A 23,963-nucleotide genomic window follows, 5' to 3' on the forward strand; every position below is an offset into this window, starting at 1 on the left:
CAACACGTAAAAATATGCCTCTAGGCTTAGCACAAAATCCGAGGAACGAGTATGAAAGGCGTTGTTTTTGTTAAGTTTAACGAATTTATCGAACATTTATGGGGAGATGAATTTTGGGACGAATTATTATTTGAAGCCAAGTTGCCAAGTGAAGGGGTTTATACCACAGTTGGTCTGTATGATGACCAAGAGTTGTTTACCCTAATTGGACTTGTTGTTGCTAAGAAAAACATATCGGCGAAAGACGCACAAATCGCGTTTGGTAAATGGGTATTCAAAGAACTCTACGCGGCAGCACCACCTCAAGCCCACGATTTTAAAGACGCCTTTGAATTTTTACATGGTGTGCAAAGCGTTATTCACATCGAAGTTAAAAAGTTTAATCCTGATGCTATTTTGCCTGAGTTTACTTTTTTGGACGAATCACCAACGACCTTAACCTTTCACTATCAGTCCCCCCGCAAACTGTGTTTTTTTTGTGAGGGTATGGTATATGGTTTAGCTGAGCACACACACCAAGATGTGCTGGTTAGCCATAAAGAATGTGAGCATAATGGGGATAGTCGATGTGTTCTTGAGGTTGAAAAAATTTGACGACACCCTCTGCAGATTTAGCGCGTCGGATCGCGGTTTTAGAGCGTAAGATTGAGAGGGAAAAAAAAGCTCGGCAAATGGCTGAGCAACAATTAGAACAATACTCCCGAGATATCTATCAAACCAACCAGTCTTTACAAACGTCTCTTGCTTATTCAAACAAAAAGCAGGCTGAATTAGAGTTTTTGGCTAAGGAGTCTGTGCTTGTTGGCTCAGAGTCATCTTTTCAAGATTTAGTATCAAATACTATTGAATTAAGCTCTATGTTTCTGAAGGCGAAGTATAGTTTTTCGCTAATAAGTAAAAACGGCACACCGGTCAATTTAGACAAAAATAAAGTATGGGGGCAAGAATTAGGCTGGCATAGTGCCCCTGAGTTTTTAGATCAAGCTATACAATATCTGCCTCTAAATCATGAAGGTGCGCTTGATACTTGGCTGGTTTCTCCTATCGATAGCAACTTCGGCCCCGAAGTCGCAGAGCTGCAATGGCTTGTGTACGTAAATTTTGCGCTGACGAATGGCAGCATAATATGGCTGGCATTTTTTAACGATACCGAATACGTGGACGAAGAGTCACTATATGTCTTTGAGACGGTAAGAGGACAATTGCAAAGTGGTATTAGACGTCGCATGACAGACATGCGTATCTTAAAACGTACCGTTCAATTGCAAAATACAGTGAACAGTTTAGAACAGGCCAAAAGACAACTTATCCAGTCGGAAAAAATGGCTTCGTTAGGGCAATTAGCGGCTGGTGTGGCACACGAAATTAATAATCCTATCGGTTTTATTCGTTCTAATTTAGAAATGCTCAAACTCTACTTGAAAGATTACAGACAACTTCATTTTGAGATAGATCAGTTAATCCAACAGCAAGATAGTATTGATGCTCTAAGTTATCAGCAGTTATATAAAAAGTTAGATATGGCCTATATAGAGTCCGATAGTGAGGAATTGATTATTGCCAATATAGAAGGCTTGGATCGGGTCAGTGATATTGTTGATAATTTAAAAACGTTCTCGCACAATAGTAATGGTGAACTGCAGCCTGTTTCTTTATATGAAAGTATTGTTGGTGCATTGAAAATATCGGCAAATAGTCTGAAGTACGAACATACGGTAGATAATCAACTACCAGCGGTTTCACCAATGGTGATGGGGAATTCGGGGCAATTACAGCAGGTTTTTGTTAACTTATTCGTCAACGCCGCTTATGCGATGGCCAACGGGGGCACGTTAAGCATTTCAGCGCAGCAGTCAAATAAGTTGGTTACAATCAAAATAGCTGACACTGGCTGCGGTATGGATGATAAAACCTTAAAAAAATTGTTTACCCCATTTTTTACCACCAAACCTGTTGGGGTGGGGACTGGCTTGGGTTTATCAGTGTCTTATGCAATTTTAGAAGCGCATAATGTTGAGCTGCACGTCGAATCCCAAGTCAATGTTGGCACCACCTTTGAACTGATCTTTCCTATCGTTTCAATTTAGCCTAACGCTCACCTAGGCGTCATTATTCTATTGTAATACTCAACCGTCCTCTTTGGCTCGACTGAAATTTAACCAGCTTTTCAATGGTAGCCGCTGTGAACACATGACCTTCTGGTAAAATCAAAATATGAGACTCTGTTAGTAATTGATACTTCAGTACCATGCCTGGTTTTAGTGCGTGGACGGGGATGGTATCTTCAATATGTTTAGTCGGAATAATATCTTTATGTTCTAACAATACTTCTAAGACTGTTGGGTTGAAACGCGTTCCCTTGAACTTATTTAGCTCAGAAAGTGCTTCTCGCATATCCATTTTATGCCCCGTGATCCGGCCTAAACTAAAGCGCCAAAAATCTCTAGCAATGGCTAGCACTTGAGCGCCGATTGGTATCTGCTGCCCAGCTAATTTGTTGTGGCCGGTACCATTAAAATACTCGAATTGATTAGTGATGATCTCAACTACTCCGTGCAAATGACTTGCTGGGCTTAGAATTAACTCAGCCATTTTAGTTTGGTCGATGAACTCCTGTTGTTGATTGAAATTTAACTCAGAGAAAGGACGACTATAGACCGCGGTATCAAGACCTAGTAGGCCGATTTCACACAACAAACCAGCGAGTTTAATATCGGTAATTTGTTCTTGGCTGAGCTTCAGCTCTAAGGCAACCTTAGTCGCTAATTCGCTAACACAGTGGGCAAAACCACCATCGAGATGGGGATTAATACCAATAAGGTTGTATAACACTTTATGTGTTTCAAAGGTGTTCTTTTCTATTCGTTTCAGGGCTATTCGAATTTGTTTTGTGCGCAACTGGACCTTTTCGTCCAAACTTTGGTTCAATAACTTTAGTTGTTTGTTCTGCTTGCTAATGAGGTGGGTTAAACGGTGATTTTCTTCTTTCAAACTCACTAGGTTTAAGCCTTCATCTATCGAGGCGATTAATTCGTCATTGTCCCATGGCTTTTGTAAATAGCGATGGATTTTACCTTTGTTAACGGCTTCTATAACCGATGCCATATCAGCAAAGCCAGTTAATAGAATGCGATAACAGTCGGGCATTGCTGATGCTATTTTTTCAAGTAGCTGAGCGCCAGACATAGCGGGCATTTTCATATCAGAAATAATCAGATGAATTTTTTCTGTTTTTATTAATTCAATCGCTTTTGCGCCACTATCCGCTAGCAGTACCTTGTAGGGTTGCTTGTGTAAAAGTCGTTTCATTGAGCTGAGGATATTAGCTTCATCATCAACACATAACACCGTCATGTTCGCTTTGGAGGGTTGTAATACGTCGGCCATTTCTAACTCCCAATACATCTAAAAAGGTTGAACTGCTTTATTTTCTTAGTTTAGTCCATGCTTGATAAGGGGAGATGCAAAGAGAAGCAACTGCCTTCTCCTTCCGTACTCTCAACCGCTATCATCCCACCATGTTCTTTGGCAATATCATAAGAAATGGATAAACCCAAACCGGTTCCTTTGTCTTCAGGCTTGGTGGTAAAAAAAGGATTAAAAATGCTACTTAAATGTTCTGTTTTGATGCCCTTGCCGGTATCACACACAGTAACGATTACCGTATTGTCGAGTATTTGGCTACTCACGCGGATGGTGCCTTTATCTTCAATCGCGTGACTCGCATTGACTAATAAATTAGTTAACACCTGAGTAATTTTTCCTACATTCATTTGCATAAGAGGCAGCTCAGTAAGGGCTAATTCAACTTCACAGTGATATTTCAATTCATTGTTAAGCATTCTTAACGAAGTGCGAATACACTTGTTGATGTCAAAAAGCTGCTTGGTTTCACTGTCAATCCGAGCAAACTGGCTCAATCCTTTGACGATATCATTTACCCTTTGTAGTCCCTCTGATGACTCAGACAGTAAATTGAGCACATCACTGTTAATAAACTCAAAATCATTGTCTTGAATTAAGGATGTTAATGTTGAAGCTATGTGAGCATCAACATTTGGGTTTTGTCCGAGCCAACTTAAGACATACTGAGATAAGGTAATATAACTGGTAACGTATTCTTCAAGGGTATTAATGTTACTGATAACAAAGCCAATAGGGTTATTGATCTCGTGTGCCACGCCGGCTGCTAGTTGTCCTATTGACGCCATCTTTTCGGCATGAAGCAATTGCTGTTGAGCACTTTTTAGTAATTTATTGCTTTCTTCTAATTGTTCATTTTTTTCACTTAAGCGCTCTGTACGACGTTTGATTTTAGTTTCAAGCTGAGCGTTCAAATCTACTAATTCGCGTTGATAGTGCTCTCTTTTAAGATACTCTGTTTGCAAGGTAAGGATCAGCTGATTGAAGGCTTTATTAACGTCGTTAATTTCATCTTTGGTGCTTGGGTTTACTTCAATCAACTTAAATTTACCATCAACGGCACTTTTAGAAATAGCGGTAGCTGATTGTCGCAGTTTATTGAGTTGGCGCGTTAAATAGCTGCCGAGAATGTATGAAAACAGTGCCACCAGAATGATCTCAACAATCGCCAAACTGGTTGTCAACTGCGTTACTTTATCGATGGAACGCTGAATGCTGTTGACACTAATACCAATTTCGACTCTACCATAAATTTCCCCATTGACACTTATCTCTGCGTAGGTATCAAATATGTCGTCATCTACGTCTGAAACTTGGGTATCTTCTTTAAAGGGCCGCCCTAAATGTTGGTTATCTCCATCTTCAGCAAATAATACCCCCTTAACCCCTAATACTCTGGCGTATTTAATATCTGGATTTTCGAGGACTTCGTCTACAAAATCATAAATAGACGCTATATCATAAGACAGCACTGCGTTTTTGCTAAGTGTGGCAAATAAAGTCGCCGTGGTGATAGCTCTTTTAACTAAGTTGTCGTTTGCTGTGGTGTGCATAAAATGTACAACGGTAATCACTATGATGATAAGTAGCACTGCTTCAATTGCTGCAATACCCAAGATGGTTTTATTGCGTATTGAGATCCTCATGGTCTGAGTTTATCCATCTGCTTTATTGCATCACTGATGGCTTAACAAGTTTAGCTCAAGGGCTTTTACATCATTCCATGAATCATTACTTGCTGATTGAAAACCGGTAATATTAAGTGCTGACAATAAACGTCTGCCTTCTGGATCCTGATCTAGTTCAAACAGTGCTTGTTGAAGTTTGGTTCGTATCGTTTCTGTTACTCTTGGGTGTGTTGCAATGGCATGGGGAGTATACGTGTCCGTATGCCACAAAATAGTGAGTTGCTCTCTAATTTCCTTTGGTGTGTTGTTCAAAGTGGTTTCAACCCCACCGCCTGCAGGAAACAAGCCCTTTGCTACCCCTAGGTAAACAGAATCGTGAGATGAAACATATCTAGCCGTATACAAAACATTGGCTTTTTTTAATTCAGCTCTAGGTAATAAGGTTGCGGCAAATGCAGCTGGGGCTGGAAATGCAATAGTTTGTCCGGCCAACTGACTTAATGAATTAATTAATGAGTCTTTTCGTGTAACGATTACACCGGTAATCCCTCTATCTTTTTGATGAGCCAGTGCTTGAAAACCTAATGTCTGATTGAAATGAACGAAATGGTAAGGGTTCATGTAGGCGATATCATAATCACCTGACGCTAAACGTTGCTCAAATAGGGGGATATTGGGCGCGGTAACAAATTGGAGGTTTATCCCCGTTTTACTACTTAATAACTGCAGTATAGGGCTCCAACCGGCTACCAGTCTCTCGGCAGATTGTTGCGGTACTATAGCGAATAAAAGCGTGTCTGATTCTTCAGTGCTTAATGCATAAGCCAAGGTACATAACCATAACTGGGTAACGAGAAAAATTGTTTTCATTTTAGTCCCCTGTGTCTTGCCCAGTGATCAATCCTCGTGAGCTAAAAGTGTCGTGATACTGTCGAGCAGCTCTGCATGACTAAAGGGCTTAGATAGCACGGCATCAGCTCCCATTTGCAGGGCCTTACCAAGACTTTCTTGATTTAAAGCAGAGATGACCAATATTTTGGTATGCGCAATACTGCTTTCTTGCTTTGTAAATTGGATCACATCAAAGCCATCTAATCCTGGCATACTCAGATCAAGAGTCATTAGAGCGGGCTTGTGCAGTGCCAGCATGGTACCTGCTTGAAAACCACCGCAGGCTACTATTACATCGTAACCTGCTCGCGTGGTTACACGTTTTATTGCTTTGGCGACTTCAGGTTCGTCATCAATAATAAGTATCTTAGTTTTGCTTGGTGCTAACTCATCAGGAATGGGTAAATTGTTGCTATGTAAAAAATCAATAAAATCTTCCATTTTTACCCTGTTGTTACCACCACCAGGTAATTTATAGCCTTTCAAACTCCCTTTGTCTATCCAACGGATGACGGTGCGAAGATTTACATCGCAATAGATAGCTATCTCGCCCGTAGTCAAAAATTTAGTGTTTTTCACTGTTTATCCTCTTTTATCACAGCCGAATCCTAACATTGAAGCTTTGTTGTGACAAGCGTGACAAGTATGACTTTTGTGGCTTGGTGCTGCAGTTCTGCAATTACACAGGAGCTCAAGGTATTTAATGTGGTAAATAAGGTATAGCGTTTTTATCAATCTATGAGAGGGGAATCGAGAAATTGAGGAAAAAGAGTTAGTTTTTATCGAATTCAGAAGGAACGTCTAGAAGCACTAGTAAGGCAGACTTACCGCCCCATTCTTTTGGTGCTTGATGAAACGCCAGTACGTTAGGATGCTGTATTAACCAGTTGGGCACACTTTTTTTCAAGATGTGTTTACCGATACCGTGCATAATATTGACGCAATTAGCCTGTTGCTTCTGCGCGGTAAATAAAAGAGCCGCTATTTCTAATTTTGCCTCTTCTTGCTTTAAACCGTGTAAGTCAAGCAGGTATTCTGGCGCGTAGTCACCTCTTGCCAAACGCTTAATTGCTTGAGTATCGGAGCCTGGTTTTACATACTTAATTTTTTCATCGGGATTAAAATAAGCTTCAAAACCATCAGAAAAAACAAAACTGGCTGAGGCTTGTTTTATTTGTTTGCTGTTAGCAGTATTTTTTCTTTTACCTTCCCAAATGTTCTTGCCCGAACGGCGTTGAGGCGGTACTTTGTCCTGAATTATAGGTACAATATCCCCAAACTCCTGATTAAATAGCTCTTTGTCAGCAGAGGGTAATAAAGCACTTTGTTTTAGTATTTTATCTTTCATCAAAATTATGTATTGGCAATTTATCTAAAATGAAATTCGTGAAAGCGCAGTTTGACACATAGGCATAAGCCAATCCAAACATTAAACAAGTAAACATTACAAAATGAATCATCAAATTAATATCGAACAAACCGTCAGTGAATTAGACACCATTCTTGACGTGGTGCGCTGGTCAGTAAGTCGCTTCAATGAAGCGGGCCTTTATTATGGTCATGGTACAGATAATCCTTGGGATGAAGCAGTCAGCTTGGTTTTGCAGCTTTTACATTTACCACAGAATTTGCCGCTCCAAACAGGAGATCAATTGTTTCATAGTCGCCTAACGTCAGTTGAAAAAATTAACGTAATTGCGATGATATTGCGACGAGTAAATGAAAGAATACCGGCCGCCTATTTAACCAACCAAGCGTGGTTTTGTGGTCTGCCTTTCTTCGTCGATGAACGGGTTTTAATTCCACGTTCTCCCTTTGCTGAGTTGATAAAAAATAAGTTTGATGCCTGGTTAACGTATGAACCCGTCACCATTTTAGATTTGTGCACTGGTGGGGGTTGTATTGCAATCGCTTTGGCCTATGCCTTTGAAAACTCGCAAGTTGATGCGGTAGATATTAGCTCTGAAGCACTTGATGTTGCCGAAATAAACATTAATGAACACGGTTTAGCTGAAAGAGTCTTTCCAATTCAATCTGATTTGATGACGGCTTTAAAAGGTCAAAGTTACGATCTTATCGTCTGTAATCCTCCCTATGTTGATGCAGAAGATATGGATGATTTACCCGACGAGTATCATCACGAGCCAGAACTTGCACTAGCTGCTGGTGAAGATGGATTGGACTTGGTTGACAATATACTTCGTCAAGCGCCTGAATTTTTAGCAGAGGGTGGCTGGTTATTTGTGGAAGTAGGAAATAGTGAAGTGCATATGCCAATTAAATACCCTGATTTACCCCTTACTTGGGTAGAATTTGAAAATGGTGGCAGTGGTATTTTTGCTATTAACAAAACCGATTTAGTGGAATATTGGCATTCAGTGCAACATTGAAACCAATGAATAAATTTTACAAGTCGTAAAGCCAGTCAAGATGCATTGGCCAGATATAAATTTAAAGTGAAAGAATAGGAAATAGATAATGGCGGGTAATACTTTCGGCAAACTGTTTACAGTTACTACCTTTGGCGAAAGTCATGGGATTGCAATTGGTGGGATCATAGATGGTTGCCCTCCAGGTTTAGAGATTAACGAAAGTGACTTACAAGTTGACTTAGATCGACGAAAGCCAGGTACGTCACGGTACACTACAGCCAGACGCGAAGAGGATGAGGTGCAAATTTTATCTGGTGTGTTTGAGGGAAAAACAACTGGCACCAGCATTGGCTTACTGATAAAAAATACTGATCAACGCAGTAACGACTATTCAAAGATCAAAGACACTTTCAGACCGGGACACGCTGATTATACTTACCAACAAAAATATGGTTTACGAGATTACCGTGGCGGTGGCCGTTCGTCTGCGCGCGAAACTGCCATTCGTGTTGCTGCTGGTGGCGTGGCTAAAAAATACCTGAAAGAGAAATTAGGAATTGAAGTACTGGGCTATTTATCTCAACTTGGCCCCATAAAAATAGACACCGTTGATCATGGTACAACTAATACTAATGCTTTCTTTTGTCCTGATGCCAGCAAACTTGAGGCTTTAGATGAATACATGCGTACCCTTAAAAAAGAAGGTGATTCAATAGGCGCTAAAATCTCAGTTATTGCGACCAATATGCCTGTTGGTTTAGGTGAACCTATTTTTGACCGTCTTGATGCTGACTTAGCTCATGCCATGATGGGGATAAATGCGGTTAAAGGGGTAGAAATTGGCGATGGTTTTGCTGTAGTTGAGCAAAAAGGCAGTGAACATCGCGATGTTATGTCACCTCAAGGTTTCAAATCAAATCGCTCAGGTGGCGTGCTTGGTGGGATCTCAAGTGGACAAGATTTGGTGGTGCATATGGCACTTAAGCCAACATCTAGCATTAGTGTTCCTGGCGAAACGATCGATATTCATGGGCAAAGTGCTGAAGTTATCACCAAAGGGCGTCATGATCCATGTGTAGGAATTCGCGCCGTACCTATCGCTGAAGCCATGATGGCGTTAGTGATCATGGATCATTTGCTACGTCATCGGGGACAAAATGCTGACGTGATTAATACAACCCCTATTATTCCTGGACAGGCTATTTAGCCTGTCACAATCGATTTTGTCACATCGCGCTTTTTCGCATACAAACCTATTTCTGCTTGCCTTTACTTACTTTTGTTATTTTGGGCACGTAGGAGCAATCGTTCCCTACTTAGGGGTGTTTTTGGATTCTAGGGGTTTTTCATCAGTTGAAATTGGTCAACTGTCTGCCTTGATAACACTTACCCGTATTGTTGGACCACATCTATGGTCGTCATTTACTGATAGATCTGGCAAAAATCTTAGGATGCTGCAACTCGGTTGCTTTCTCAGTTTATGCTGTTTTAGTTTAGTACTTTGGTCAGAGAGCTTTTGGGCTTTGAGCATTGCGATTGGTTTGATGATGATGTTTGTAACCGCCATTTTGCCGCAAATAGAAGTGGTCACGTTATCGTGTGTAAAGGGGCAGGGGAATCGTTATGGGCGGATTAGACTATGGGGCAGTATCGGTTACATTCTTTTAACCGTGGCCACAGGGGCCATGATTGATCGCTACTCTACTGAAGCGCCTGTCTATATCACATTGTTGATTTTATTAACGTTATTTCTAAGCACTTTCTTACTGACAGAGCCTCAGTCAAGTGGAAAGGCAAAGAAGCTTACACAGACTGTGTGGCCATTATTGAAAACTCCCACCTTTATTGGCTTCATCTTATCGGGCATTTTATTGCAAATGAGCTTTGGGCCTTATTACAGTTTTTTTGCATTGTATGCGAAAGACTTGGGCTACAGTGGTCAAGCTACAGGGTGGTTAATTGCAACAGGGGTTATGGTCGAAGTTGGGATCTTTGTAATCGCTGGCGGTCTAATTAAACGATTTGGAGCTAAACGTTTATTAATCATAAGTATGTTACTTACCTCGGTAAGATGGGGACTTTTAGCGTTTTTTGCTGAGCACCTTTATTGGTTGTTATTTAGCCAGATGTTACATGCATTTAGCTTTGGTATGGCTCATGCGGCCTCAATTTATTTTATTCATCATTATTTTGGCAAAAAATTTCAAAGTCGTGGACAAGCAATTTACATGAGCTTGGCTTTCGGAGTTGGCGGCGCCGTTGGAGGTTATGCTGCAGGTGAATTTTGGCATCAGGGTAGTGGAGCTGAGCTCACTTTTTTATTGGCTGCTATTGCTGCATTTTTCGCTATGATTTGTCTGCTACCAATCAATCGCAAGCGTATGGATGGTGCGCTTTAGCGCCATTTGTTTGCACCTTAAAATAGCGTTTGTTGGCTATTTTTTTGAGGTACGTTTGTAAAAAAAATCTTTAAAATCAAATAACTATTTAGGTATTCTGCGCTTGTCGTGCAAAGCCTTATCTCACTCGTCTTTCACTGATTATAATGGTAGATAGTTGGGGAAAATTAGCCTTGTTAGACCAGTTTACCTAATAATAGTAGTTGACCTCTGTGGTAGGAGGGCTATACTAGCCAGGCTTGAAAGTAAGTTTGATATTTATGCACATTGTTTCGATGTTCCATAGCAGTACCTCGTCTTGTAGATCATAAGTAATTGCAACACGCTTCAGCACCAAAATCGCCTCATTTTGAGGCAAAATTACTTTTTATTTATAGGAAAAATTATGTCTACTACTACTGGTACAGTTAAATGGTTCAACGAGTCTAAAGGTTTCGGTTTCATTCAACAAGAGAATGGTCCTGACGTTTTCGCTCATTTCCGTGCTATAACTGGAACTGGCTTCAAAACTTTGACTGAAGGTCAAAAAGTTGAGTTCACTGTAACTCAAGGCCAAAAAGGTCCTCAAGCAGAGAATATCGTAGTTCTTTAATTTTTAACGAAATTAAAGTATTGCCAAAAAAAGCAAACTTCGGTTTGCTTTTTTTATGTCTGAAATTAAGTGCAAAGATAACTCGCAGAACCGCCGTTAAAAAATAAACTAAGGGTTGTTTTGGCTATAAACGAACACCTTAGCGCCCTTGTTTTTTGTTGAGCATTATTTTGATAACTCCCCCCGCAAATTTTCAATTAATAAACGTTTAATCTCATTGATAGGTAAATTCTTACTTAATAAGTAATGCAGCTTAGCTAAGGCCGCTTCTGGTGTCATATCGGTACCTGACACGACGCCAATTTCTTTAAGAGCATGTCCATTAGCATAGCCCCCCATATCAACCTTGCCGCGTATACATTGCGTGCAATTTAAAACGATAATCTTTTGGGTATCAGCGTTTTTTATTTGATCAAGCAACGCTTTATTTTTAGGGGCATTGCCGACCCCGAAACTTAATAATATTAAGGCTTTGACTGGTTGTTGTAGGGTATTACGCAACACATCAGCACTGATACCCGGGTAAAGCGTAACAACACCAATAGGCTGAGAGCGCATTGGACTGACACGTAAGGTCTTTTCAGGTTTTAGTCCTATAAGTTGTTCGTCTACATCAATACTGATGCCTGCCTTAAGGAGTGCTGGAAAATTGGGTGAATCAAAGGCATTGAATCCATTCGCATCAACTTTTCGACTTCGGTTTCCGCGAAATAATTGATTATTGAAAAATAAAGTCACTTCAGGAATAGGGAAGTTAGCAGCAATGTACAGAGCGTTAAGTAAATTAACTTGTCCATCTGAGCGCAGTTCTGCCAAAGGTATTTGTGAGCCCGTTACAATAACCGGCTTACCTAAATCCTCTAACATAAATGATAGGGCTGAAGCAGTATAAGCCATGGTATCGGTGCCATGTAATATGATGAAACCATCATATAAATGGTAGTTCTGCGCTATATCATCGGCAATCTGCTGCCAGTCAGTTGGATCCATATCTGAGGAGTCGATAAGTTCATCATATTCATGAATAGTGAAAGATGGCATTTCTGCACGGTGAAACTCAGGCATTTTCGCCAGCGTTGCTGATAAAAAACCTGCCGCTGGCACGTATCCTTGAGCTGAGGGGCGCATGCCAATGGTGCCACCAGTGTATGCCACATAGATTGTTTTTTTCATATTGAAGAATTCTTATGCCGTTTATTATATTGTACGCTCAGCGCGGAATGGATGTCACGCTAAGCCCATTTTAAAGGCAGCACTCACGCTCGATAACAGTAAAAAATTTAATACGGGATGACCATAATGAAAAGAACCTGGAACGCGTTTTTATTAGTGACTTTAGTTGCTTTCACAGGCGCAGCTTTTGCAACTAGCGATATGCTTAACCTGCGAGAACAGGCGCAGTTTATCGATGAAACCCTAGATGAGCGATTAACTCACTTGTTGCCTGATTTAATGCGCCGTGAGGGAATTGACATGTGGATTTTAATTTCTCGTGAGTATAACGAAGACCCCGTACTTAAGACTATGTTGCCAGCCAATTGGTTGTCTGCCAGACGTCGTACCATTCTGGTTTTATTTGACCCAGGAAAAAACGAATCGGGTCAGTATCAGCCTATCGAACGTTTAGCTGTGGCGCGATATAACGTGGATACTTTATTTCAAAAGTCATGGGACAAAGAGCAGCAGCCTAATCAATGGAAAAGCTTAGTAGAATTAATCAAACAAAAAAATCCATATAAAATTGCGCTAAATAAATCGTCTACAACTGCCTTAGCCGATGGTTTAACCGCAACAGAGTTTGAAGAGTTTAAGGATGCGATGGGCAAAGACGTTAAAAATCAAATTGTCTCGTCCCAGCCCTTGGCCGTTGCATGGTTAGAAACACGTACGAGTAAAGAAATGGAGGTCTACCCGAGTATCGTTAAGTTAAGTCACAATATTGTGGCGCAAGCTTTCTCAAATGACGTAATTACGCCGGGGCTGACCACCACAGAGGACGTAGTTTGGTGGTTACGTGAAAAGGTCGCAGCGTTGAAACTGCAAACCTGGTTTCATCCAACCGTGTCGATTCAGCGTGCTTCTGATGAAAAGTTTGATCAGTTACAAGCGTTTAGTAAACGCCCTGAATTACAAACCATTATGCCAGGCGATTTACTACATCTCGATTTTGGTATCACGTACTTACGTTTAAATACTGATCAGCAGCAACATGCTTATGTGCTAAAAAAGGGCGAAAAAGATGCACCAGAATACTTAAAAAAAGCCTTAGCCAACGGTAATAAATTACAGGATATTTTTATTGCCAACTTTAAAGAGGGGCGCACTGGAAACGAAGTGTTAGCAATGTCTCGCCGTCAAGCTATCGAGCAAGGAATCAAGCCCGCAATCTATACTCATCCTATTGGTTTTCATGGTCATGCTGCTGGCACGACCCTTGGTATGTGGGACTCACAAGGTGGTGTGCCAGGTGAAGGTGATTATCCATTACATGCAAACACCGCGTATTCTATCGAATTAAACGCTGCGACATTTATACCTGAATGGCAAAAAGAAATTCGGATAATGTTAGAAGAAGAGGCATTTTTTGATGGCGAGAAAGTAGAATACCTGCACGGTAGGCAAAAACAATTTCATCTTATTAGCAGTGAATAATAGCAACTCCGTGGCTTACTTGGTTTACATGCGTCTTTTATTCCATGACTTACGTAAGAGGCTATTAATTATAACTAGCAGAGAGCGTTTTGATGTTTCACCAACCACTGGACATAATTAAAGGTATTATTTTTGACTTAGATGGCACTTTATTAACATCCAGCCTCGATTTTAAAGCCATACGTGAACAAATACACTGTCCTTCGCATCTTGATGTGTTGAGTTTTATTGCCGGCTTGCCCGCTCAGACTCAAGAGGTTGCGAATCAAGTGGTGCTCGCTCATGAAATGGCTGATGCCCAAGACTCAATGTGGATAAGCGGTGCAGAGCAAGCAATAGCGAGCTTAAAAAAAAGAAAAATTCCTATCGCCATTGTGACCCGCAATAGTAAGCAAGCCACATTGCACAAGTTAAAAAATAATAAGCTTGTTGTTGATACTGTTATCACGCGAGAGGACGCGCCACCGAAACCTAATCCTTACGCTTTATTAAAAATAGCGAAGAACTGGGGATTGCCTGTTCAGCAGGTTGCCTATATTGGTGATTACCTCTACGACATTCAAGCTGCAAATAATGCGGATATGTTTGCGGGGCTTTATGCGCCAAACGAGGTACCCAATTACGCCTATTTAGCTCAATGGGTTTTCAATCACTTCGATCAGTTTACTGGCCTAATTAAGACGTAGTTTTGATGCCGATATACTAATTGTTGGCGTCAAGCAACAGGCTCTACCGAGTATGACTCACCCAGTTCGTTATACAAATATCGAGTTCGTATTAATTAAAGTGAGCTGGGTAAATATCTCTAGCGGGATCTTGTGTGAAACGATTTAATAAATCGACAAACAACGTGTCGTTGATTAATTCATCCCAAGACCTGACGAGTGCATGCACGCTGTCATCTGTCAATCTGCCCGCAGTTTGATATTTGGCGATAAGTTCAACTAAGGTTAATTGATGCTTAGCTCGCAACTGACGCTCAGCTAATACAAAAAAGTAAGCTCCGCCCCAATACGCTGCAGGAAAGTTTCTATTGTCCATCAGTTTACTCGCCACATTCGCAGGTGTGTCAATGACGTCGAAAAGGCTTAAGTGGGGCGCAATTTTAGTGTTATAGGCTTGCTTTAAACTGTCTTTAAGCACTTTATTTTGCGCCATAATCTGATATTGCATATAACTGGCGAACCCTTCTGAAAACCAGGCATAGCTTTCACCCACATAAGGTATCGAAAGGTGAGCAAGCTCATGGTATATGGTCCAATCATTTATAAAGTCAGTTAAATCGAAACGTGTATCTACATAAAAATGAATACTCTCTTGGGCATCTCTTCGCGTGTGCGCCCATGGCACGGGTTGGTTTGATGGTCTAGGGTAAACATACAGTTCGAGACGCCTTGGATAGACGCCTAGGGTATTTCTTGTATAGCCCACGCCCATTTTTAGCCATTCACGGAGCAATTCTTTTTGTGGGCCCGAAAATCGGTTTAAACCATGGATTCGAAATTGATGTGCCAGTTGCTTTCTATAAGGCGCAGAAGATTGTTGTGGACTACTTGCTTGACCGTGATTTGCTTGTACCGTTGAAACGAAGCTAGCTGCTAACAAAAAGCAAACTAGATGCGATTTGAACGATGGTGTCATAATTGTATAGTCCTAGAAAGCTAGGTCATTTGCTGAAAAAAATCCACTGCCATACTATAGCAGCGCAGAGCTAAGGCAGCGTCATATCGTTCTCCTTCATCACGCATAAAGGCATGCTGAGCGTTAAATTCGTGCCAGCTAAAATCTTGCTTACTTTCACTTAATGTGCGGTAAATCAAGTGTCTTCCTTCAGGCGGCACGTGAGGATCTTGTTTGCCAAATATAAGTACCAAAGGACAGCGAATGTCTTTACTTCGACTTAAACTATCGTTGTTTGGTGCACAGGGTAAAGTATTGGAATGAATGTCGGTAGGGTAGAGGCAAAATGCGCCTTTAATACTGGTATTCAATGCTGCTCTAAACGCTAAGTGGCCTCCAATACACACCCCCATGCTAAACACTTTGTTCGCAAAAAAGCATTGAGCACCGAGATAGTCAATCATGGCTTGAGTATCACTGTCATGATGTTCTAAAGGCTTAGCGAATTTGTCTGCGTTACCTTTATCTTTTCCTGCATCATCATACGCCAGGACGGTGCCAATGGGATTGAGTTCATGAAAAATCTCAGGTACCAAGACCACAAAACCGTGGCCTGCAAGGATAGCTGCACTGCGAGCTATGGGACCTGTTTGTTGAAAAATCTCTGAATAAAAAATAATGGCATTAAACTGCCCAGCTTGTTGGGGGCGATAAACAGTAGTGCGCATAGTGCCTGTGGCTGTTGGGATGTCGGTTATATGTTGTTGGATAAGCATAAATAGATTCTTGTTGAGTGAATAAAAAAGCCATGAAGTTAATACTACTATTTTTTGTATTAAGTGTGCCCATTAATCCTATTGAAAAAACAGTAAAAGCAACCATAGTAGAGTAAATCAGTAGAGAGGAGGCAAGTTATGTTCAAACAAACATTTAAGTTTTGCCTTATCGCATTTTTTGTCGCGGTATTTTCCTCTATCTCTTTGGTGTTATTGGCGCAAGAGCAAACACAAACACCAGTAGAACGCGCGCCTACACACATACAACTTAGTGTTGCTGAGCTGCCTATAGCCAAACTCGCCCCTAGCCATTGGCAACCAACGAGTCAAAATTCACTATCAGGTTCCTTTGCAACTGCAGCAATGCAAAATGTAGTGAGTAGACTTTTCTGGCAGAGCCTTAATTATACAAAGTTACTCCATAACGATAAACACCAATATCAGCACAACATTAACAACTGGTTTTCACATCAATTGAGTATTAAACAGCAGCTTAATGCTGTGCTTAATACAACCATCTATTTTTATTCCCATCAATACTCGAACGAGAGTTCGGAACCGCAGTATTTCTCTTAACACCCAATAAAGTTTACTTGGCCTGAGGCCTTTATTTTATTCAATTTGTTAAGCAGGAAAAATATGCACAATTTATTAATGATTTTGTTAGGGCTATTGCCGTGGATGATGTTTGTCATCTTTATTTTACTAGGTATTAAATTAACGTCCTGGGCTAAAAAACGCCGTAGTGGTGCGATTGCCATTGGTTTATTGGTACAAATGTTATTGCCCGATCCTAAAGCACAGCAGACTATCGAAGCCGTGGTCGAGCGAAAACAAGAAGTAAAAAAACAACAGGATGAAAATGGAGATCCTTTAGATAAACCTAAGAGCTAGTTTATATCTATCTAATATAGGCAATTTTGGTGGCGAGTTATCAGCTAAAACCTGTTAAATTAGCCGCCATTTTTAGTTTTGATAGGATTAACAACATGTTTAAAGTTAACGAATATTTCAACGGCAATGTCACATCTATGGCCTTTCAAACGGCTACCTTGCCCGCTACCGTAGGTGTAATGGCGCCGGGTGAATATGAGTTTGGCACGAGTCAGTTTGAAACGATGACAGTGGTAAGTGGTGCCTTAACGGTATTATTACCTGGTGCTTCTGTTTGGCAAACTTTTAGTAATAATGAGGTATTTACCGTTGAAGCTAATGTTAAGTTTCAAGTAAAGGTAACACGAGATACCGCTTATTTGTGCACCTACGGGAAGTAATATGAGCTCGATGAAATCAACTATCAAAAAGCTTGATGATAATGTGGTTAAGGCGCTCACTAAGGTCTGTGAAGAGGCCAAACGACACATCGAAGGTTTTGTTTGGTTGACTCATCGAGCTGACTTTAGCAACTTCCCTGAAAGTTTGGCAGTCACCTGCGTTTTTGTTACGGAAGAGCAGTTACGCCAAGCATGCGCACAAAAGCAGGATGGCTATTTGCGTAAACTAGTACAAAAGCAATTGTTAAAAGCGGGTATCTTACTCAAGGATGTCCGTCGTAACGTGTTTTTCGACACTGAAGAGGCGTGTGCCGTTGGTCACAATGGTAATTGGGACAAGCGTTTGTCTACTAAGCATTAGTGATTTCTCTTTGGTTCATAGAGTGTCGATGCTTTATTGGGTAAATGTTTAAACTATCCATTCTTCGTCTTGGGCGCCAAACACAGGTAATCTTGTTGTTTCAGGCTTGTTAGTAGCAGTTAGAAATAGATGTAAATGTAGACTTAATAAAGCAATAAAATCAGAATAGCGTTACTGCTGCATAAAATTTGCACAAAAGCACAATCAATCCTCACCTTTATAGCTAAAATGCTGTATATTCCGCCCTCGTTTTTTTGACTGTAGCAATTCTACAGAGGAACCTTATGCAATTTTCATCTTTAGATTTAGCCCCGGAGCTACAACGCGCCCTTGATGAGTGCGGCTACAGCAATATGACACCCGTGCAAATGCAGGCTATTGTGCCGGCCCGTCGGGGTAAAGATTTACAAGTAACAGCTCAAACAGGCACGGGCAAAACCGCAGCCTTTTCTATTCCTATTTTGCAGCAAATGTTGGATAGGCCAAAAGATACCGTTGCGGGTCGTCCTCGTGCTTTAATTTTGACTCCAACCCGTGAATTAGCAGAGCAATTGGCTGATGCTGTGGCGAGTTATGCCCAATTTATTACCGTGAGTGTGACGGCACTGTATGGTGGAGTAAAGATGGGCGGCCAAGCCAATAAATTAAAAGCGGGCGTCGACATCGTAATCAGCACACCTGGACGTTTGATGGAGCACCTTACCTTGGGTAACGTTGCCTTAGGTAATGTTGAATTTGTTGTTTTAGATGAAGCTGATCGCATGTTAGATATGGGCTTTGTTGCAGATGTGCTTAAATTAATGCAGCTGACTGCAGAAAAGCGACAGACCCTCTTGTTTTCGGCGACGACTTCGCCGGCGGTGAATGAGTTATCACACAAAATTTTGCATGACCATCAGCAAATTCGAGTAACCAAGGTAAATAGCACTGCTGATACAGTAAGGCATGCTATTTATCCCGTCGAAGAAAGCCGCAAAATTGAGCTATTTGAAAAATTATTAGCCGAAAAAAATTGGTTTCAAGTTTTAGTTTTTACTAGTACTAAAGAACAAGCCGATGCATTACTTGCTGGTTTGAAAAAAAGCAAAATTGAAGCTGCCGTTTGCCACGGTGATAAAAGCCAAGGCTCGAGACGCAGAGCCATTGCAGATTTTAAATCAGCAAAATTACAAATATTGATTGCTACTGAAGTCGCTGCCCGAGGACTTGATATTCAAGGCCTTGATTATGTGGTGAACTTTAACTTGCCGTATCTACCTGAAGACTATGTACATCGAATTGGTCGAACAGGCCGAGCTGGAGCAGCCGGTAATGCAATTTCATTTGTTAGCCGCGAAGAAGAGCAAACATTAGAACGTATTCAAAAACTGATTGGTACGGATATTAAACGTATCGTAAAACCGGGTTTTGAAGTGAGTAGCCGCGGTTCGCTGCTAAAAAGTATTTCTCGTAAAGTCTTATCTGGGCGCTCAAACAGGGCGAGTGAAACCCTGATTGATTTTGAAAAATCAGCTGACACCCTCCCTAAAGGGAAACCTCGTCGTGCCAAGTCGAGTGAAGAGTCAAGTAAACCGAGTGCACCAAAACCAGCGCGGGTGAAAAAGACCAATAAACCAGCACAAGACATAGGCCCCAAGAAGAAAGTTCTGAAGGGTAAACGCGCCCAGCAGTATTCGCGTTAAGCCCAAAACCCAATAAATTTAACCAGCGAGCAATCTAAGTTCTAGCAAGTGATAAACACTCGTGCTAGAACTCAGTTTGACTGGCTAAAATGACCCAACCCACGTCATTCCGGTTGTTTTTAGCCGGAATCTTTCTTTTTAAAAGGAAGAACAGCCATTAACTTAAATTTTATGTTACTTGGAAATCAGCCTAATTGGCTTTGATGTGCTAGAAGCGGCAATTTAAAACGTAACTTTAGTTTTGTACCAAAATAAGCGAATGCAGATGCACAAGGGCTTCACACCCATAGCGGACTACATTACTTATCAGGTTGAACGGCAAAAACACTTAGAAAATTGACGCTCTAATTTAAACAAAAGTTGGTATGCTATTTTCAACTATTCAAGTTGTAATAGGGGTTTAATAAAGTCTAGAAATGCAGATATCCGCTTAGCAACAGGAGAGGATTTATAGTAAACGGCATTTATTTTTTCTCTATCTGTATTGAGTAAGCGATATGAGTTTAATAATGTTATCAAAGCGCCTGATGCAATATCTGCAGTAACCATAAACCCTGATAAACAGGCGATACCATTTCCTGATAAGGCTAGTTGTCGTATTGTCTCGCCATTACTTGCCGTTAAAGTAGGGACTACAAGCTCCCCTCCTTTAATAGGCCATTTATTTAGTGATTTAATGTCCGAAAATCCAAGAATGTCATGATTTTTTAGGTCTTGAGGGTGTTTAGCCATGCCTCGTCTAGCAATATACTCAGGTGACGCAACAACATAGAGAGGACTTCTGCCGAGTGCTCTTGCTTGCAAAGTTGAATCTTCGAGCTTACCAATGCGAATGGCAACATCGGTCCTATTTTCTATTAAATCAATAAAGGCTTCATTAGATCTAAGTTCAAGCTCTATGTCTGGATAGGCTAATTTAAACGGTTGGATCAAAGGAACAAGCTGATGAAATATAAAAGGACTAGCAGCATTTATCCGTAACTTACCAGCAGGTAATGCTCCTCGCGTCATAATATCATCTTCTGCCACTTGAATAGACTGCAAAGCGGTTCGTACCGAGTTGACAAATTTTCTGCCTTCGTCTGTGAGCTCTGTGCGTCTTGTTGTTCTGGTTAAAATATTAACACCAAGTTGCTGCTCTATTTTACTTACTGCTCTAGATACACGAGCGACTTGAATGTTTAACACGTCGGCAGCCGCAGAAAATCCTCCGGAGTCGACAACACAAAGCAAAAGTTCCAAATCATCTGAGCGTGTTTTCAATTAAAAATTCCTATCATTTATTGCAAAAGTAATTTGTTAATAATGCCATTTATCGCAACAGTATAGCGATTAATAATAGCGCCTACAAAGTGATGCTCAATTTTATTGCTATCACTTTCTACCATTCACTTTTTAAAAATACTTGGAGATGATTATGCCATTAGCATTACTTGCATTAGCACTCAGTGCCTTTGCAATAGGTACGACAGAATTTGTTATCGTAGGTTTACTCCCTACCATGGCTCAAGACCTAAATGTTTCGATTCCTTCCGCAGGCTTACTGGTAAGTTTGTATGCACTAGGTGTTGCAATTGGAGCCCCTGTCCTTACTGCGTTAACGGGTAAATGGAACAGAAAACACGTTCTATTATTTGTTATGGGCTTATTTGTTTTTGGTAACCTAGTGGCGTGGCAAGCACCAAGTTTTGAAGCGCTTATTGTAGCCCGAATCCTAACGGGGCTAGCACATGGTGTCTTTTTCTCAATCGGCTCTACTATTGCAACAGGTTTAGTACCTAAAGAGAAAGCTGCTAGCGCCATAGCAATAATGTTTACAGGATTGACGGTTGCTTTGGTAACTGGCGTGCCACTCGGGACTTATATAGGACAACAATTTGGCTGGGAAGCAACATTTTTAACCGTTTCAGCTTTAGGTTTAATTGCAATGTTGGGCAGTGCAATACTAGTTCCCAATAACTTAGCACAAGCTAAACCCGCTAAAATTTCAGCCCAACTAAAAGTATTAACCCAGCCAAGATTGCTATTAGTTTACGCCATAACAGCTGTCGGTTATGGCGGTACGTTTGTCGCGTTTACTTATTTAGCGCCTATTCTTAATCAAATTACAGGGTTAGCTCCTAGTGTTATTGGCTTAGTTATGTTGGTTTACGGCGTCTCGGTTGCTGTTGGTAATATTTGGGGCGGGAAAATGGCTGATAAAATGGGGCCTATTACGGCACTCACCATTATCTTTACTGGTCTTGCTGTAATATTATTTACATTTAACTTTACTGCTGTCAATCCAATCGCCGCAATCATTACCATTTTAGTATGGGGCGCTTTTGCCTTTGGTAACGTGCCAGGCTTACAAGTCTATGTTGTAAAATTAGCAGAGCAGCATACCCCAGATGCCGTCGATGTTGCTTCAGGTTTGAACATCGCAGCTTTCAATGTAGGTATTGCACTTGGAGCTTGGGGAGGAGGACTCATTGTCGAACAGTCTGGATTAATGAATACACCTTGGGTTGGTGCTGTTGTGGTACTCATTGCGTTGGCTCTTACCCGAGTTAGTGGTGCCTTAGATAACAGAGAAATGACGTTATCTCGTAATGTAGCTTAACTCTTCAAAATATTTGTTAACGACTGTTTTCCAGAAACACGGATCTTCAGAGGGCTTAATCGAAGATCCATTTTCCGCTTACTAGGCTCGCTTACTAAAAGTGCTGTGAATGACTGCAATTGGTAAATTTTGCCTTCAGCTTAAGCCTAACTTCGACTCCAAATTAAATGGAATCACTCATTTTTCCTGTTCTGTAGTCAAATTATCTAGTCCGCTTTGGGTCGACAGCTGACTGATATTCAAATTATCAGATAATTTTAAAGTTGTTTTTTTTGTCCAGCCTAGCCCGATATATTAACCATGCTTTCCTCAATTCTCACTTAGCAGCCATTCACTTTATCTACACTGCGAGCGCAGCTCAGTGTGGCTGATATGTTTTGCCTTGTTATTTAGCCAACACCAGTACTTGCTCTCTAAGCACCACGGTTTTTGCTTCTGCGCGGTCAATAATTTTGAGTAGGGTAGTTTGTATCGTTTCATCAAGGCGGATATCAGTCGTGGTGGTAAAGGATTCTGCAAAGCTTTGGGCGCCTTGTTCGGGGGTAAAGCTGATCTCTACTTTTGTTGCTAAAGACGTGTTTGCACCAAAATACTGGATTTGAATCAGTGGATAACCATGATCGCCACGTTTGTGCAGTTTTGTAAGGCGTTTTTGCGCTTTGTCCAAGTTCATTTTGAGTATTTATCCTAGATAGATATTAAGTGCATAGTGCAGGCTAATTTGTCTTAACACGAGGCTTTATTGGCTAAGTAAACGAGATTTTAACTGGTAATAACAAACATCTAAATTGCCATTACCTTTGAAGTGAAAAAACTCACTATCTAGAGTGCGCGCGCTGGCTAAACGTTGGCTGACAGCCTCAGATTTTTCGTTCTGCACCTGAACATTAAGACGAGCATTGGCTGGTACATCACTGGCTAATTTGATCCATTTTATTTTACTGCGTTTGCTGGGCTCGTCGATTACTCCACTGGCATTATTGATATCGGCCCGTTGCAAGGCTTGGATCGCAGGCATGCCGTAAATGACTCGTCCAAAGGAGCTCATATTACGATCTAAATGGCGGGTGGCTTGGCCGATGACAATGTAAAAATCGCTGCTCGCTGAATTAGCTTCGTTACTTCTGGCCATCGCTAAAGTGCCTGGGCAGTGAAGTAGCCACTCTTGTTTGCTGGCAGGATCACGTCCGGCAGCAAAACCAGCTAGAAACCCAGTTTCAGGCGCCATGAAATCAGGCTTTTGTACGGGCAGAAAACTTGTGTATTGTGGAGCAGGGCGGCTAAATTCGGCTTTTAATGTGTGGTTATGTTGGCTGGATTTTTGTTCACTGACATCTCCTCCCTGAGCGACAAAACCATCAATTACTCGATAAAAATCCAAGTCATCATAGAAACCCTCTTTGACTAGTGCTTTAAACTGTTCAACGTGTTTAGGTGCCATAAAAGGTGCGAGCTCGATAACCACCGTGCCGCTATCAAGTTGCATGTAGATGAGATTGTCATTTTCAGGTGTGCGCCATTCATCAATGGCTAATACCACAGGGCTAAGCAAGAGAAACAAAACGGATAGCAAGGTTTTCATAAAAGGCCTGAATAATGTTTTACTTATTCAAACAAAAAACTCGCCTTAGGGCGAGTTTTGTTTTTTATTTTTATCGAAGCTCGAAGCTCGAAGCTCGAAGCTCGAAGCT

25 protein-coding genes are annotated in these 23,963 nt (G+C 41.1%); 14 read left to right on the forward strand and 11 right to left on the reverse strand.

The genetic code is table 11. The features are described 5' to 3' along the window. The first annotated feature begins 51 nt into the window (after positions 1-51). Complete coding sequence (locus tag ACEN2L_RS16675) at positions 52-594, forward strand: heme NO-binding domain-containing protein (protein ID WP_306023825.1); 543 nt, start codon at positions 52-54, stop codon at positions 592-594. Further along, positions 591-2,087 (forward strand): sensor histidine kinase, encoded by a 1,497-nt coding sequence (locus ACEN2L_RS16680; protein WP_441745277.1) that lies wholly within the window; start codon positions 591-593, stop codon positions 2,085-2,087. The genes ACEN2L_RS16675 and ACEN2L_RS16680 overlap by 4 nt, the downstream gene beginning before the upstream one ends. A gap of 22 nt (positions 2,088-2,109) precedes the next feature. Here ACEN2L_RS16680 and ACEN2L_RS16685 read toward each other — a convergent pair whose 3' ends face one another. From ACEN2L_RS16685 to smrB, 5 genes are all read right to left on the reverse strand, one after another. Beyond that, positions 2,110-3,387: a response regulator gene (locus ACEN2L_RS16685; protein ID WP_306023823.1), complete on the reverse strand. Its 1,278-nt coding sequence runs from the start codon at positions 3,385-3,387 to the stop codon at positions 2,110-2,112. A gap of 50 nt (positions 3,388-3,437) precedes the next feature. Continuing rightward, on the reverse strand, positions 3,438-5,069 hold the full coding sequence (locus ACEN2L_RS16690; protein ID WP_441745278.1) for an ATP-binding protein: 1,632 nt from the start codon (positions 5,067-5,069) through the stop codon (positions 3,438-3,440). A gap of 30 nt (positions 5,070-5,099) precedes the next feature. Beyond that, entirely contained in the window at positions 5,100-5,921 is an 822-nt protein-coding gene (locus ACEN2L_RS16695; protein WP_441745279.1) for a phosphate/phosphite/phosphonate ABC transporter substrate-binding protein, read from the reverse strand. 27 nt (positions 5,922-5,948) lie between these two features. Further along, the gene (locus ACEN2L_RS16700; RefSeq protein ID WP_306023820.1) at positions 5,949-6,521 is read right to left on the reverse strand and encodes a response regulator; all 573 of its coding nucleotides are present in this window, start codon (positions 6,519-6,521) and stop codon (positions 5,949-5,951) included. A gap of 193 nt (positions 6,522-6,714) precedes the next feature. Next, positions 6,715-7,290, reverse strand: coding sequence for an endonuclease SmrB (smrB, locus tag ACEN2L_RS16705; RefSeq protein WP_306023819.1), 576 nt, complete (start codon positions 7,288-7,290; stop codon positions 6,715-6,717). Positions 7,291-7,393: 103 nt separating this feature from the next. On the opposite strand from smrB, the gene prmB reads away from it, so the two are divergent. The 4 genes from prmB (at position 7,394) to ACEN2L_RS16725 (ending at position 11,305) form a co-directional block, all read left to right on the forward strand. Then, positions 7,394-8,332, forward strand: a complete 939-nt coding sequence (gene prmB / locus ACEN2L_RS16710) for a 50S ribosomal protein L3 N(5)-glutamine methyltransferase (protein WP_441745280.1) — start codon at positions 7,394-7,396, stop codon at positions 8,330-8,332. An 88-nt stretch (positions 8,333-8,420) separates the two neighbouring features. Continuing rightward, positions 8,421-9,521, forward strand: coding sequence for a chorismate synthase (gene aroC / locus ACEN2L_RS16715; protein ID WP_441745281.1), 1,101 nt, complete (start codon positions 8,421-8,423; stop codon positions 9,519-9,521). 16 nt (positions 9,522-9,537) lie between these two features. Further along, complete coding sequence (locus tag ACEN2L_RS16720) at positions 9,538-10,713, forward strand: MFS transporter (RefSeq protein WP_441745282.1); 1,176 nt, start codon at positions 9,538-9,540, stop codon at positions 10,711-10,713. Between the two features lie 385 nt (positions 10,714-11,098). Then, positions 11,099-11,305, forward strand: a complete 207-nt coding sequence (locus ACEN2L_RS16725) for a cold-shock protein (protein ID WP_068379496.1) — start codon at positions 11,099-11,101, stop codon at positions 11,303-11,305. Between the two features lie 165 nt (positions 11,306-11,470). Here ACEN2L_RS16725 and ansA read toward each other — a convergent pair whose 3' ends face one another. Further along, entirely contained in the window at positions 11,471-12,478 is a 1,008-nt protein-coding gene (ansA, locus tag ACEN2L_RS16730) for an asparaginase (protein WP_306023815.1), read from the reverse strand. A gap of 126 nt (positions 12,479-12,604) precedes the next feature. Here ansA and ACEN2L_RS16735 point away from each other — a divergent pair, with 126 nt between their 5' ends. Then, entirely contained in the window at positions 12,605-13,957 is a 1,353-nt protein-coding gene (locus ACEN2L_RS16735) for a M24 family metallopeptidase (protein WP_441745283.1), read from the forward strand. 92 nt (positions 13,958-14,049) lie between these two features. Beyond that, positions 14,050-14,643, forward strand: coding sequence for an HAD family hydrolase (locus tag ACEN2L_RS16740; RefSeq protein ID WP_441745284.1), 594 nt, complete (start codon positions 14,050-14,052; stop codon positions 14,641-14,643). A 91-nt stretch (positions 14,644-14,734) separates the two neighbouring features. Here ACEN2L_RS16740 and ACEN2L_RS16745 read toward each other — a convergent pair whose 3' ends face one another. Further along, on the reverse strand, positions 14,735-15,598 hold the full coding sequence (locus ACEN2L_RS16745) for a hypothetical protein (protein WP_441745285.1): 864 nt from the start codon (positions 15,596-15,598) through the stop codon (positions 14,735-14,737). Positions 15,599-15,618: 20 nt separating this feature from the next. After that, the gene (locus tag ACEN2L_RS16750; protein ID WP_441745286.1) at positions 15,619-16,353 is read right to left on the reverse strand and encodes a dienelactone hydrolase family protein; all 735 of its coding nucleotides are present in this window, start codon (positions 16,351-16,353) and stop codon (positions 15,619-15,621) included. 138 nt (positions 16,354-16,491) lie between these two features. Here ACEN2L_RS16750 and ACEN2L_RS16755 point away from each other — a divergent pair, with 138 nt between their 5' ends. The 5 genes from ACEN2L_RS16755 to ACEN2L_RS16775 all read left to right on the forward strand — a co-directional run bounded on the left by ACEN2L_RS16755 (position 16,492) and on the right by ACEN2L_RS16775 (position 19,670). Then, positions 16,492-16,929, forward strand: coding sequence for a hypothetical protein (locus ACEN2L_RS16755; RefSeq protein WP_441745287.1), 438 nt, complete (start codon positions 16,492-16,494; stop codon positions 16,927-16,929). A 63-nt stretch (positions 16,930-16,992) separates the two neighbouring features. Further along, entirely contained in the window at positions 16,993-17,247 is a 255-nt protein-coding gene (locus tag ACEN2L_RS16760) for a hypothetical protein (protein ID WP_441745288.1), read from the forward strand. A 95-nt stretch (positions 17,248-17,342) separates the two neighbouring features. After that, positions 17,343-17,627 carry a pyrimidine/purine nucleoside phosphorylase gene (gene ppnP / locus ACEN2L_RS16765; protein ID WP_441745289.1) on the forward strand — a complete coding sequence of 95 codons (285 nt, stop codon included), beginning with the start codon at positions 17,343-17,345 and terminating at the stop codon, positions 17,625-17,627. A gap of 10 nt (positions 17,628-17,637) precedes the next feature. Further along, entirely contained in the window at positions 17,638-17,988 is a 351-nt protein-coding gene (locus tag ACEN2L_RS16770) for a hypothetical protein (RefSeq protein ID WP_441745290.1), read from the forward strand. 284 nt (positions 17,989-18,272) lie between these two features. Further along, a complete protein-coding gene (locus tag ACEN2L_RS16775) occupies positions 18,273-19,670 on the forward strand; it encodes a DEAD/DEAH box helicase (RefSeq protein ID WP_441745291.1) in 1,398 nt (465 codons plus the stop codon). 378 nt (positions 19,671-20,048) lie between these two features. Here ACEN2L_RS16775 and ACEN2L_RS16780 read toward each other — a convergent pair whose 3' ends face one another. Beyond that, entirely contained in the window at positions 20,049-20,933 is an 885-nt protein-coding gene (locus tag ACEN2L_RS16780; protein ID WP_441745292.1) for a LysR family transcriptional regulator, read from the reverse strand. A 154-nt stretch (positions 20,934-21,087) separates the two neighbouring features. Here ACEN2L_RS16780 and ACEN2L_RS16785 point away from each other — a divergent pair, with 154 nt between their 5' ends. Continuing rightward, positions 21,088-22,272: an MFS transporter gene (locus tag ACEN2L_RS16785; protein WP_441745293.1), complete on the forward strand. Its 1,185-nt coding sequence runs from the start codon at positions 21,088-21,090 to the stop codon at positions 22,270-22,272. Positions 22,273-22,657: 385 nt separating this feature from the next. Here ACEN2L_RS16785 and ACEN2L_RS16790 read toward each other — a convergent pair whose 3' ends face one another. Then, positions 22,658-22,945: a hypothetical protein gene (locus ACEN2L_RS16790; protein ID WP_441745294.1), complete on the reverse strand. Its 288-nt coding sequence runs from the start codon at positions 22,943-22,945 to the stop codon at positions 22,658-22,660. A 66-nt stretch (positions 22,946-23,011) separates the two neighbouring features. Continuing rightward, positions 23,012-23,854: a peptidylprolyl isomerase gene (locus tag ACEN2L_RS16795; RefSeq protein ID WP_441745295.1), complete on the reverse strand. Its 843-nt coding sequence runs from the start codon at positions 23,852-23,854 to the stop codon at positions 23,012-23,014. Between the last annotated feature and the right edge of the window lie 109 nt (positions 23,855-23,963).

The sequence above is a fragment of the Flavobacterium sp. W21_SRS_FM6 genome, from assembly GCF_052119645.1.
GTDB lineage: Bacteria > Pseudomonadota > Gammaproteobacteria > Enterobacterales > Alteromonadaceae > Paraglaciecola.